Origin of the sequence: Nitrosomonas sp. (assembly GCF_021731985.1) — a bacterium.
Classification (GTDB): Bacteria; Pseudomonadota; Gammaproteobacteria; order Burkholderiales; family Nitrosomonadaceae; genus Nitrosomonas.
In genome coordinates this window covers 48,020-60,665 of sequence record NZ_JAKFWH010000062.1, presented here as the reverse complement: position 1 = coordinate 60,665, position 12,646 = coordinate 48,020, and the positions used below count along the sequence as shown (strand labels likewise).

Below are 12,646 nucleotides of genomic sequence, written 5' to 3'. Positions count from 1 at the left end.
CTATGAATTATAGAGATTGCTCCCCAGATAGCGCTGATGAAGATGCCGGAGCCAAACCAGCAGCACGGCACTGACCGGCAGCGCCAGCAAAATACCAAAGAAACCGAACAATTGGCCGAATGCCAATAACGCAAATATCACCATGACCGGATGCAACCCGATCCGATCACCCACCAGCCAAGGTGTAATCAACATACCCTCGAGTAATTGACCAACGCCAAACACAATCCACACCGGAATCAGCCCGCTCCAGCCCTGAAATTGCATCAATGCGGCAAAAGTCGCCAGCGTCAAACCAACGATCATGCCGAGATACGGTACAAATACCAGAATACCGGCTACCAATCCAATCGGTAATGCAAATTCCAATCCCACCAGCCACAGGCCTGTAATATAGCAAATACTCATCAGAATTATGACGGATAGTTGCCCGCGCAGAAATTCCGCCAGAATCCGATCCGTCTCACGCGCCAGCAGAGAAACCTGGTGATGCCAGTAGCGCGGAATCATTTCATCGGCCAGCTTGAGCAACATATCCCAATCACGCAGCATATAAAACAATACCACGGGCACCAGTAACAGATTCACCACAAATTCCACAATCGCCATCCCGCCGCTAGTCAAAGAAGGCAGCACTTTTGCGGCCACACCCCCTGCACTCTTCCAGTGTTCTGAAATGGCCTGCTTCAGCACATTCATATCCGGCTGCAAACTGATGTTGAATCTTGTCTCCAGCCAGGGAACCACATGATTCTTGAACATGTCCAGATAAACCGGCATCTTGTCCAGCACCCGTCTCGCTTCTTCCTCAAATAATGGCACCATGATCAAAATCAGCGCTGCAAAAACACCGAGCAACAAAAACATCACCAGTACCGTACCCACTGTGCGCGATAGCTTTTTCCCAGCCAAAAAAGTCACCATGGGATTACAGATATAGGCAATCACTGCGGCCAGCAGAAACGGGGTCAATATCGGACTCAGCAGGTAAATCAGCCCGCCCGTCACGCAAACCAGCATCAACCACCAGAGATAATGGATATCGTCGGAGCGTTCAGTATTCATACCGTGTTCTAACCCGCTTTTGCTTTTAACGCATGACCCGCAAGATTCTTACCCAGTTCCCAAATAGAACCCGGTACTTGATGCGTATCCGCAATTGTCTTGGTAAAAGCGCTAATGATGTGATTGATGTCTTTTTCAGTCAGTATCAGCGGCGGCAGTATCTTAACCACGTTCATGCCATGCCCTGCCACTTGGGTCAAGATTCTGTGCTCTTTAAATAGCGGGATGGTGATCATCTGGCAGAATAAACCCTTGTTGGCTGCTTCCAGCATCATCCAGGCAGCTTTGAGTGTCAGGCTATTCGGTGATTTGAACTCAACCGCAATCATTGAGCCTTTGCCGCGCGCTTCTTTCAGAAATTCAAATTGACCGGTTAGTGCATTTATTCTACTAATTATTTCGGCACCCATTTTCGCGCTGTTCTCGACCAGCTTTTCTGCTTTTATTACTTCCAGGCTGGCCAGACCCGCGGCCATCGCCATATTATTCTTGGAAAAGGTGGAACCATGCACAACCGCGCGATCCATACGATTAAACACGCTATCCATAATCTGCTGCGTCATGGCCACCGCGCCGACCGGAACAAAACCGCCGGAAAGCGCCTTTGCCATGCAAATCATGTCCGGCTTTACACCCCAATGTTCAATCGCCCAAAATTTACCCGTGCGCCCAAGGCCGGTTTGAATTTCATCCGCAACAAATAACGTGCCGTATTTCTTGCATAAGCGTTCGACTTCGGGAAGGTAGTTATCATCCGGGATATTCACGCCCTTGCCCTGAATCGGCTCCACCACAAACGCCGCCACATTGCGGCTACTGAGTGCTTGTTCCAAAGCGGCAAGATCATTGAATCGAACCGAACCGCAGTCTTGCAGTAATGGGCCAAAACCATCTTTGAAAATCTGCTCGCCGTTCAGCGATAAAGCCCCCATCGTCAAACCATGGTAAGCATGGTCACAACAAATAATCCGGTTGCGCTTGGTCACGTACCGTGCAAACTTTATCGCCGCCTCAACCGCTTCCGTGCCCGAATTACAAAAGAAAACCCGTTCCAGATTATCCGGTGTCGTAGTCAGGATCTCTTTGGCCAATAAACCGCTCAAAATCGACACATCCATCTGCACCAAATCGGGCATATCGAGCGATAAAACCTCTTTTAATGCATTGACGATAGTCGGATGGTTGCGGCCAAACGCATAAACACCGAAACCACTCAACAGATCCAGATATTCGTTACCCTGTTCGTCATACAGATACTGCCCAACTGCGCGTTCATAGTTCCGGTCATAGCCAATCGTTTTCAAGACCCTGACCATCTGAGCGTTCAGATACCGATCGTGCAAGTCAAATTTATCCGTGCGATGTTGTGACAACAGGTTGGCTATACTGAAAGACATGAACGACCTCTGCATTTGAAAAAATACCGCCAGTAAAACTGGAGGTTAAAGTCTACGGGTTCCCGGAAAGAAAAAATTAATACCATTCAATGGCGGTATCGCAGCAACAAAAATTAGGGTTGATCATACCCTCATCAGTTTTTTCTTGCTGTTAAAAATACGTACTGATTATGCGATTGATTATTGTCATTTGACCACTAAAACGACTCAGATGCATCGGCGGAATTCTGACGTAAAGGGATGGCAAACTCAATCGGTGAATCAGTACATTCGCTGAAAACAGACTTCATAAGATCTAGGGAATTCCAAGTTCTAACCAGCACAATGCGCTCAAGGTTTAGTCATTTTTTCTTCTTTTTCTAGTTTGCTAAATCCTAACCTCAATTTCGCTACTGCAGCCCGTTTGAAGGGGCATTGATAATGATCCAAATATTTTCAATAAATAATCACTCAATCGATTTTATACATATCCACAGCATGCTGATCGCTCATTTGCGGTAAAATCGCACTTTATGAGCAGCACTCATTCTGTAACCGCATGAGAATTCAACTTGACTTTATCCAACTCTGATCACCCTAATACAAGCCAACTCTCCTATCGCGATGCCGGTGTAGACATCGATGCAGGGGATCGGTTGGTTGAAAATATTAAACCGTTTGCCAAACGTACATTACGACCTGAGGTACTCACCGGGATTGGTGGTTTTGGCGCGTTGTTTGAAATTTCCAAAAAATATCAAAATCCCGTTCTGGTTTCCGGTACGGATGGTGTGGGTACTAAGCTTAAATTGGCTTTTCAACTTAATCAGCACGACAGCATTGGCATTGATCTGGTGGCGATGAGTGTTAATGATATATTGGTGCAAGGTGCGGAGCCTTTATTTTTTCTGGATTACTTCGCTTGCGGCAAATTAAATGTGGAAACCGCGACTGCGGTGATCAGTGGCGTTGCTAAAGGATGTGAACTGGCAGGTTGTGCATTGATCGGCGGCGAGACGGCTGAAATGCCGGGCATGTATCCGCACGATGAATATGATCTTGCCGGATTTGCTGTCGGTATTGTTGAGAAAGACCGGATTATCAGCGGCGCTACGATACAAGAAGGCGATATTGTGCTGGGTCTCGCCTCGAGTGGTGCGCATTCCAATGGGTATTCGTTGATTCGCAAGATTGTTGAAAATAACCGCGTCGATTTATCTACTGACTTCCATGGCAAAACGCTCGCTGACACTATTATGATGCCGACGCGCATTTACGTAAAACCGTTGCTTGAGTTAATCAAGCAACTCCCTGTTAAAGGCCTGGCGCACATTACCGGCGGCGGACTAGTCGAAAATGTGCCGCGTATTCTCCCGAATCAGTTCATGGCCGTTTTGCAGAAAGATACCTGGGAAATGCCGCCACTATTCCATTGGCTACAACAACAAGGGAATGTTGCGGATCATGAGATGGCGCGTGTATTTAATTGCGGCATTGGCATGGTGATCGTAGCGGCGCCGGATCATGCGGAAAACGCACTGCGGAGTTTGCGTGCCTCCGGCGAAACCGTCTGGCAAATCGGTGAAATTAAACCGCGCACAAACAATCAGGCAGCGACCGTTTTAGTCTAAATGGCCAGTCTTCCAACGGCATCATGAAATCACTGGTCATTCTTATCTCCGGTCGCGGCAGTAATATGCAGGCGCTGCTGGAAGCCGGATTTCAGGCAGATCGCATCACGGTAATCAGTAACAATCCCAACGCAACAGGGTTGGAAATTGCCAGGAAATATAGCGCTGAAACCATCGTTATTGATCATCGTACTTTTCCAGACCGCCAGACATTCGATACGGCATTGGCAGAAAAAATTGACGCTTGCCAACCCAAATTGATTGCACTGGCCGGCTTCATGCGTATACTAAGCGATCGCTTTGTACAACGTTATCAAGGCCGGTTAATGAATATTCATCCTTCATTATTACCTGCATTTCCAGGTTTGGGAACGCATGCAAGAGCACTACAAGAAGGGATCAAAATACATGGCTGTACCGTACATTTTGTCACTGTGCAGTTAGATCACGGTCCGATCGTAATTCAGGCTGCCATCCCTGTTTTACCTGAAGATACTGAGGAAACGCTGGCAGCCCGGGTTTTACAGCAGGAACATCGTATTTACCCTCAAGCCGTACGCTGGTTTATGGAAGATCAGATCCGGTTGAATGAGAATCGCGTTGAAGTGATAGATTCCAGTGTTCGTGAAATAGCGCTTTATTCGCCAGGATTACCCGAATGAAATTTCTACCATCGATTGTTCTGCTGTGGATGCTCAGCTTCTCAGTATTTGCTACGGATATACCGTCGCGCATTGAAATCAGTTACGCCGTTACAACGGATATCGGTCAGGGAGAAATTAATGAAGTGATGGAAATCAAACATGTCAATGGTACACATAGTTACACGATTAACAGCGAAGCGCAAGCTACTGGTGTTTTTAAAATCATAGAACCCAATAGTATCGTACGCCATAGCGAAGGAACCATTACTAAACAGGGACTACGACCCACTCGCGCTTATGAGAAGCGTGGGAAAAAAGATCCCAGTGTGGCTGTTTTTAATTGGGGAAAACATGTCATAACACTGCAACATAAAGGGCAAGAGGAACAGAAAAGATTACCCGAAGGTACTTTGGATCGCCTCAGCTTATCGTACAACTTTATGTTTGCGTCACTCCCTAAGCAGTATGTGGAGAAGCATGTCACCGATGGGCATAGCCTGCAATTAGCGCACTATGCGGTGTCTAAGGAAGTTCTCCACACGCCCATCGGCGAAATAGACACGATCGTATTAACCCGGCAAGAAAATAAAAATGCCAAAGTGAAAAGAAAACTATGGCTTGCAATAAACAATCACATGTTGCCTGTTCGCATCGTATCCGTAGAAGAAAATGGCCGTGAAATCGATAAAATAGTTACCGGAATTAACATTAGCTATAAAGCTGATCATTAGGGAAACTCTGAATAACCCTCATATGTCATTCCGAACAAAGTGAGGAATCTTTGGCAATCAATACCATAGATTTCTCGCTACGCTCAAAATGACAGTTATTCAGAGTTTCCTTAAGCAGATCGGTTAAAAAAATACGCATCATAGACAAACTTAATCAACGTTTCTTCCAGTTGATCAAACATACATCAGGAAATCAATGCAATTAACGCCCTTTCAGCTAGACGCAGTAGTAGTCGCTCTACGAACTGTACTTCCTTTGGAATATCCCGCCGACGGAATTCTACGGCACTTCTTCCGGGAAAACCCGCTGCTGGGTGGACAAGATCGCGCTTTCATTGCAGAAACAGTCTTTGGCATATTACGCCACCGTTTTTTTCTTGAAAGCCTGACAGAACGCATCACGCCTCGCTCACTGGTTTTAGCCTATCTAGTAAAATTTAATGGCATGAATTTGCGTGAATTGACATCGTTTATCAGCGAATCTGAAACAAAATGGTTAACAGAAATCAAAGCCATCAAATTAGATACGCTACCACTGGCGATTCAAGCAGAGTTTCCCGAATGGCTGGTAGAGAAATTAAAGCAATTCATGTCGGATGCTGACATTCTCAACTTGGGATTTTCCTTACAAAAATCCGCACCGCTTGATCTACGGGTCAATACCATTCTTGCAAAACGTAATCAAGTGTTCGAAACGCTTAGCCAGGAAGGAATTGAAGCACAGGAAACACCTTATTCTCCATGCGGAATCCGGCTTACCGGAAAACCTGCGATCAATCGCCATGAACTCTTTTTATCCGGAAAAATAGAAGTGCAGGATGAAGGTAGTCAATTACTCGGATACTTGCTCGCACCCAAGCGAGGGGAGATGGTTGTCGACTTCTGCGCGGGAGCGGGTGGCAAATCGCTGCTACTGGGCGCCTTGATGAATTCAAAAGGACGTCTTTATGCTTTTGATATCTCTGAAAAAAGATTGAGTAATCTGAAACCACGCTTCAAGCGTTCGGGTTTGTCCAATCTGCATGCACAACGCATCGCGAATGAGAACGACATCAAAGTTAAACGGCTGGCTGGAAAAATAGATCGGGTACTGGTGGATGCGCCGTGCAGTGGTCTCGGAACATTGCGCCGCAATCCGGATTTAAAATGGCGTCAATCCCCGCAAAGTATTGAGGAGCTTAAAACAAAACAAGCCGCTATTCTTTCCGCTGCCGCCAGCTTGCTCAAACCAGGGGGGCGGCTGGTGTATGCAACATGCAGTTTCTTGCCGGAAGAGAATCAACAAGTAGTGCACGATTTTCTAAACACACACCCACAATTCAGCTTGTTAAATTGCGCCGAGCTACTGGCACAACAAAAGATACCGCTGGATACCGGTGAATTCTTGCAGCTCTCCCCGCAGCTGCATCAGACTGACGGTTTCTTTGCTGCGGCCTTAACGCGCATTGAAGTGATAAAACCGGAATAAAGAATTAAGCAACGATTTCTTTATTTTTACTGGTTGAATGCAACAAAACCGGCAGGATTATCAGCACACAAACCAGTGTTAGAAACAAACCAACCGTCAGAAGTAAACCCATACTAGCGGTACCCTGATGCGTCGAAAACACCAGGCTACCAAACCCCACCAGCGTTGTGAGTGCGCTATAAAAAATGGCACGCGCTGTACTGGTATGCAATAAATTTTCATAAACCACGCCGGTGCTACGGCTCCTGTGGACCATATGCAAGCTGCTATCGATACCAATACCCAGTAATAGCGGCAAAGCAATAATATTGGCAAAATTGAACGGCAGCCCTAGCAGAACCGTGCAGGCACCTGTGAATAGAGCCGCTAATAAGAGTGGTATTAATACCAGCACTGTCGCTGAAACACTTCTGAGCATCATCCACAGTGTAATTATGACGCCCAGCAACGCCAGCGAGAAAGCATGTATAAATGCATCCACTACCGCTTCACCCGCTTCAAGACTGATTACCGGCACACCGGTCGCAGTGGGAGCTATCTTTTGCACGGCATGCACAAATCTGCGCAATGCGTCATTGTCATTAATATTTTCAGACGGATACACCGCGATGCGATATACATCATCACTCGTATGCCAGTGTGCGCTCACTGATTCCGGTAATGCTTCTTGCGTAAACGGCTGCGCTGCCAATGCCAATTGCAGCCGCTTAATAGAACCGGGCAGCAAACTGAGTAGATCATAATTAACCGCACGTAATAATTGCTCCCCTCCTTGGTCATTTTGTATCGTACGCTTATCCAGATCAGCCAATAGATTCGACAGTGATGCACGCAACGCGCGGGCAGAAGCTTCAGAAGGATGTCCCGGTTTCTCACTGATAAACCGGTCTAATGCAGTATTCAATTTTTCCAGCGCCATTCGCTCCTCTGGAACAGTATGGTGGTCTGAAATCAAAAATGCTGTGGAGGAAAAAGAAATGGGGCCAAGCGTCATCGCCATCTCTTCAATCAACAGACTTTTTGCTTCCTGTTCTTGAGGCACCAGATCAAGCATACTGATCACTTTTTCTACTTCTGGTAGGGCTCTCAAGCGTTGAACGATTTGTCCTGCTTCCTGGGCATTACTAACTAAAATATTAATATGCCAAGGTGAGTCTTCCGTGTTTTTCAATAATTCCTGGAGGGTCTGAACTGATTCCGCATGCGGGTTATTCAGATTCAACAAATTATAATCGAACTTGATGTGCGGCAAAGCCATGACAGAAGCCAGAATTGCGATGATTGTTACGCTGTATACCAATTTACGCGCGTGTCTGGGTAGATCCAGAACCTTATTGATTGATTGAATCGAAGTTGCTGACTTTTTGACTGGGGTGGGAAAATACCTTTGCAAGGCAGGAATCATCGTCATGGTAACCAGGAAACTGATCAGCATACCTGTTCCTGATATCAGACCCAATTCTGCAACGCCCTCATAAGCCGTTGGCATAAAGGCATAAAACCCAATCGCAGTGGTTATTGCACAAATCAGCAGTGCCTGCCCCATATCGCCACCAGCTTTATATAATGCTTCTGAAACAGACTGCTCGGGCTTCCTGAGTTCTTCGTGTCGCAACAAAAAGTGAATAGCGTAATCAACACCAAGACCAATATATAGAACAGCAAATGCGATAGAAATCAGGTTCAAATGCCCCACGGCAGCGGTGGCAAATGCTGCAGTCAGCAATAAACCGAGAACCAGACTCACAATCACGGTAACTATTGCTCCGGCAGAACGAAATGCAATGAGCAATACCATAGCCACCATCACTAGCGCTAATATCCCAGCATCCTGGGCGCCGTGCATTGCGCTGAGGAGTTCATCGTGAGCAAGTGCGACTTCACCAGTAATTCGCAATTTCTCAACAGCATTCGGAGTAAATCCCATATCCTGTGCAGCAATACGAATTGCGTTGATCGGCTCTTCAGCAGCAAATATTTGAGAATAATCGAGCTTGGGCTGTACTATGATCAATTCCTGATATGTTTCTTTCTGTGCTTCACCACCCAATAATGCTTGCCAGGATAGCGCACGAGATTGACCGGCAAGCCGTGCATCCAGTGTTGCACTGACACCATTAAATACAGGTTCCAGTTCTAATTGACGACCCGCATGCAACTCATCGACAGCTTCCGTGAGAACAGAAGAAAATGTATAGAGCGTGGGACTTTCGGCTATGCGCGCAATCAGCGGTTGTGCTGCGGCCAAATAATCGGTAATGCGGCCTAATTCCGACAGGCTCTTGAAAAAGAGGCCATTCTGCTCAAAAAAAGGTTCCCCGGTTAGATAGTACGTATTGGAAAATTGCGTACTATCTTTTTGCAGATAGTTAGTGAAGCGTTTAGCTGCCTGATGCGCTTGCTCAGGTGTCGGCGCATCCAGTACCAGCAAGAAAGTATCTTCATATTGGGAAAACGATTTTTTATAACGGATATGATTGGCGCGGAACGGAACATCCTCGGAGAGCATATCCGTCGTATCGGTGTGAACGCCAAGATTATTGACTGTATAAACAGTGCTCAGCGTAGTCAATAACAATACGAGTAGAATAATCCAGATAGCATTCTTATAGGAGAACTCGGCCCAACGTGCAAAAATCCGGTAACTACTACTGTGTGAACTTTCCACGTATAAGAAAACCTTCAGAAAAAAATGAAATCATCGAATGATTAATTCTGCTGAGTCAGAACAATTTTTTCCTTAATCATATCAATCAATGCCTGGAAACCATCCCGTTGCAAAATAGCGCGATACTCTCCACGTTTTATTGCGAGATCACTCACACCATCAAACAGGATATTGGCAATACGCCAACGCTCGTCTGTTTGGTGTAATACATAATCAAAATTTACTGTACCGCCATCCGATTTAGTTAACCGGCTACGCACCAATACTTGTTCGCGCGGCAAAGCACGCTGCTCTACAATCTGGAACTGCTCTCCCTCATACTGATTAAACCGCCCAGCATAGGTAGCAATACTGAGCTTGCGAAATGTCTCAGCGATCAAATCTTGTTGTTCTTTGTCCAACTGCGACCAGTATGTTGCACCCAATATTGTTTTGATAATCAGATTAAGATCATGAGACTCATCAATAATCGGTTCCAGGAATTTGAATCGCCCTTCGTAACCCAATTTATCACCCTCGCGCATAACCTGCAGCAAGGAAGATTGTAATTTTTCTATAACCTGCTCTGGGTTCTCAGGTTCTGAATTGGGTGTACTCAACGCAACAGAAATTGGTAACAGCATCACCAATATCAGGCACCACCCAATCAGTTTAATTGTTCGTATTACTTTCATAGCGCCGGTCTTTCCAACAAGCGCGTTCCCCACGCCAGTACCGCAGTGCTGATGTCCAAGTCATGCCAAGGTACAACGTACCAATTACGGGCAGTGCTAGACTCCAAAGTGGAGAACGCTGATAATAAATTAAAGTTGGCATATAGGTAATAAACATAACCATCCATGCTAGCGTACTTACTATATATGCTTCCTGAGCAGGTAACAGCAGAAATGCTAGTGGTGCTGCCAAAAACATGGAAGTCATAATCAATGTGCAGCTGACAAGTAAAATAAATGAGTATCTTAATTGGGTAAAAGCAGTACGAGCCACCATTTCCCAAATCGGCTTTAAGTCTTGATAACCACGATGACTACGAGCCGCACGACTCAGTCCAATAAAAGTACGCAAACCTGAACGTTTGATGTGCGTTGCCAAAGTACAATCGTCAATCAGCGCATTGTGCAAATTGGCAAAAGCGCCAACTGAACGCAATGCTTGTGTTTTTACTAGAATACACCCGCCTGCAGCCGCAGCAACCCGTGATACCGGCTTATTTGCTAGCCCAAAAGGATACAACAACTTAAAGAAGAATATAAAAGCAGGCATCAGTAAACGTTCTATGAAATTTTTCATAGGGGGTTCAGCCATCAATGATACCAGCGCAAGATTTTCATTGCGCGCTTTTTGCCGTAATTCAATAACAATCCCGGGATCCAACTCAATATCGGCATCCAGCAATAATGTATAGGGCGTTCTAACCTCACGCAATCCCTGTTCAAGCGCCCATAATTTTCCGCTCCAACCCGCAGGTGGCGCTGTGCCGGATAGCACCAGCGCACCACAACGCTTAGCTTGTTCAGCAGTGTCATCCATCGATTGATCATCGATCACAATAATATGCACATCCTCGCTCTGTGCTCTCACGCCATCGAGCGTATGCCGGATATACGGACCCTCATTACGGGCTGGAATTAATACGGTAATATCACTCAGTGTTCCATGGGAATCTATAACGCCTTGCGTTTCAATTTTCTCACGGACACTCCAGGGGCGCCACGGTAACAATATTAATGAGCACCAGCATACAGCACCAAATACCGACAAATACAATACCAATTCCACCATTATTCTTACTTGTGGCAGATTTTATAAACCAACATCGATACCTGATATCCGTTTATTTGTTAATCAATGTCACCGGTATATCGGAAAGTTTCTTGGGTATTTTATTTTCTTCGTTTGTCCATTTTGGTGTGGATTCAGCTACCATAGGGCCTGTCGTTCTTGGCCCTCTCAGTGATGCAACCAGTGCTTTCCATGGACGCTGAAGCGTGTCTTCAACAGCTGTAGCTTCATAGCCGCAATGCGCCATACATTGGGCACATTTTGGATTATTTACAGTACCGTATTTTTCCCACGGCGTATCATCAAGCAGTTCCTTGAAAGTCTTTGCATAGCCTTCATCCGACAGCAAGTAACAAGGTTTCTGCCATCCAAACACATTGCGTGTCGGGTTACCCCATGGCGTACATTTATAATTCTGGTTTCCTGCCAGGTAATCCAAATAAAGTGCCGAGTGATTCAGTCTCCATTTTCGCTTCAGCTTTTTGCCTAATTCAAAAATACCACGAAACAATACCTTTGTATCCTGGCTTTTTATAAAAACATCTTGTTGAGGCGCTTTCTCATAGCTGAATCCTGGCGCGATCGTTGCTGCTTCAACACCCAATTCCATCGCATAATCCAGGAATTCAGCCACATCCTGAGGCGTTTCACCTTGAAACAGCGTACAGTTTACTGTGACCCTGAATCCCTTCTCTAATGCCAGCTTTATCGCCTCAACCGCGCGATCAAAAACACCATCCTGACAAACTGAAGCATCATGCCGTTCTTTCATCCCATCCAAATGGATCGAAAATGTTAAATAAGGTGATGGCGTATAGTCATCTATCTTTTTCTTTAACAATAGTGCATTTGTACATAAGTAAACATATTTCTTCCGTTTGATTATGCCTGCAACAATTTGGGGCATTTCTTTGTGTATCAATGGCTCACCACCTGGAATTGAAACCATCGGCGCGCCACATTCATCCACTGCCTGCATACATTCTTCGTAAGAAAGCCGCTGATCAAGAACATCTTCTGGGTGAGCAATTTTTCCACATCCAGCACAAGCCAGATTACAGCGAAACAATGGCTCCAACATCAATACCAGTGGATATTTCTTAACCCCTTTTAATTTTTGCTTGATTAGATAACTGCCAACCGCAATCTGTTGACGCAAAGGAACTCCCATGAAAAAACCTCCAAAAATACTTCAAAAACAAGTTAAGGACGAATATTACTTAGCATAATAAAAAATAAAACAAAGTTCGTTAAAATTAATTAACTAAAATTTAATCTGGG

General features: G+C 45.5%; 10 protein-coding genes. 4 read left to right on the top strand and 6 right to left on the bottom strand.

All coding sequences use genetic code 11. The features are described from left to right. The gene (locus QZ942_RS08805) at positions 1–1,065 is read right to left on the bottom strand and encodes an AI-2E family transporter (RefSeq protein ID WP_292994741.1); all 1,065 of its coding nucleotides are present in this window, start codon (positions 1,063–1,065) and stop codon (positions 1–3) included. 8 nt (positions 1,066–1,073) lie between these two features. Next, complete coding sequence (locus QZ942_RS08800) at positions 1,074–2,462, bottom strand: aspartate aminotransferase family protein (protein WP_292994739.1); 1,389 nt, start codon at positions 2,460–2,462, stop codon at positions 1,074–1,076. Positions 2,463–3,013: 551 nt separating this feature from the next. Here QZ942_RS08800 and purM point away from each other — a divergent pair. The 4 genes from purM to QZ942_RS08780 all read left to right on the top strand — a co-directional run bounded on the left by purM (position 3,014) and on the right by QZ942_RS08780 (position 6,915). Further along, positions 3,014–4,072 (top strand): phosphoribosylformylglycinamidine cyclo-ligase, encoded by a 1,059-nt coding sequence (gene purM / locus QZ942_RS08795; RefSeq protein ID WP_292994737.1) that lies wholly within the window; start codon positions 3,014–3,016, stop codon positions 4,070–4,072. Positions 4,073–4,095: 23 nt separating this feature from the next. After that, the gene (gene purN / locus QZ942_RS08790; protein WP_292994735.1) at positions 4,096–4,734 is read left to right on the top strand and encodes a phosphoribosylglycinamide formyltransferase; all 639 of its coding nucleotides are present in this window, start codon (positions 4,096–4,098) and stop codon (positions 4,732–4,734) included. Beyond that, positions 4,731–5,447: a DUF3108 domain-containing protein gene (locus QZ942_RS08785; RefSeq protein ID WP_292994733.1), complete on the top strand. Its 717-nt coding sequence runs from the start codon at positions 4,731–4,733 to the stop codon at positions 5,445–5,447. Before purN ends, QZ942_RS08785 begins: the two co-directional genes overlap by 4 nt. A gap of 196 nt (positions 5,448–5,643) precedes the next feature. Beyond that, entirely contained in the window at positions 5,644–6,915 is a 1,272-nt protein-coding gene (locus QZ942_RS08780) for an RsmB/NOP family class I SAM-dependent RNA methyltransferase (protein WP_292994731.1), read from the top strand. Between the two features lie 4 nt (positions 6,916–6,919). Here QZ942_RS08780 and QZ942_RS08775 read toward each other — a convergent pair whose 3' ends face one another. The 4 genes from QZ942_RS08775 to hpnH are packed head-to-tail and all read right to left on the bottom strand — an operon-like array spanning position 6,920 to position 12,536. Further along, positions 6,920–9,583, bottom strand: coding sequence for an MMPL family transporter (locus QZ942_RS08775; protein WP_292994729.1), 2,664 nt, complete (start codon positions 9,581–9,583; stop codon positions 6,920–6,922). A gap of 41 nt (positions 9,584–9,624) precedes the next feature. Next, the gene (locus tag QZ942_RS08770; RefSeq protein WP_366836307.1) at positions 9,625–10,257 is read right to left on the bottom strand and encodes an HpnM family protein; all 633 of its coding nucleotides are present in this window, start codon (positions 10,255–10,257) and stop codon (positions 9,625–9,627) included. Further along, positions 10,235–11,365 (bottom strand): glycosyltransferase, encoded by a 1,131-nt coding sequence (locus QZ942_RS08765; RefSeq protein ID WP_292994727.1) that lies wholly within the window; start codon positions 11,363–11,365, stop codon positions 10,235–10,237. Before QZ942_RS08765 ends, QZ942_RS08770 begins: the two co-directional genes overlap by 23 nt. Before the next feature lie 52 nt (positions 11,366–11,417). Beyond that, the gene (gene hpnH / locus QZ942_RS08760) at positions 11,418–12,536 is read right to left on the bottom strand and encodes an adenosyl-hopene transferase HpnH (RefSeq protein WP_292994725.1); all 1,119 of its coding nucleotides are present in this window, start codon (positions 12,534–12,536) and stop codon (positions 11,418–11,420) included. Positions 12,537–12,646 lie beyond the last annotated feature (110 nt).